We start from the raw sequence: 422 nt of genomic DNA on the forward strand, positions 1-422 counted from the left end.
TGGCGGTGAGGGCGGCGGCGCGCGCGATCTCCGGCTCGATGACGAGGCGGGCGCGCATCATGTCGGCGGGGCTGGTTGTGCGCGCCAGTGCCGTGACATCCGAAATGCTGTCGATGGGGCGGCGGCCAAGGAAGGTGCCCTTGCCGACGTGACGCCAGATCTGGCCTTCGGATTCCAGAACGCTTAACGCCTTGCGCAATTCGGCGCGCGATAGGCCAAGCTCTTCCGACAATTCACGCTCGGGCGGCAGGCGGCCAGCCTCTTCCAGTTCGGAGCTCGCAAGATGCGCCCGCAAAAGGCTTACCGCCGCGTTTCCGTTTGAAGTTTTCTCTACCACGCCGTCGCATTCTTCTAAACCAATTCGTGATTGGTTTGAAATATGAATCCTAAAAACCGTTGCGTCAAGCCACACCGCGTGACTC

General features: G+C 61.1%; 1 protein-coding gene. It reads right to left on the bottom strand.

Going from position 1 to position 422, the window contains the following annotated elements; genetic code table 11:
• Positions 1-422, bottom strand: a 422-nt coding sequence (locus tag AB1462_RS32255; protein ID WP_367249187.1) for a FadR/GntR family transcriptional regulator, incomplete at both ends; no start/stop codon positions are given.

The sequence above is a fragment of the Pseudomonas sp. SB113 genome (genome assembly GCF_040754745.1).
GTDB lineage: Bacteria > Pseudomonadota > Gammaproteobacteria > Pseudomonadales > Pseudomonadaceae > Aquipseudomonas > Aquipseudomonas grimontii.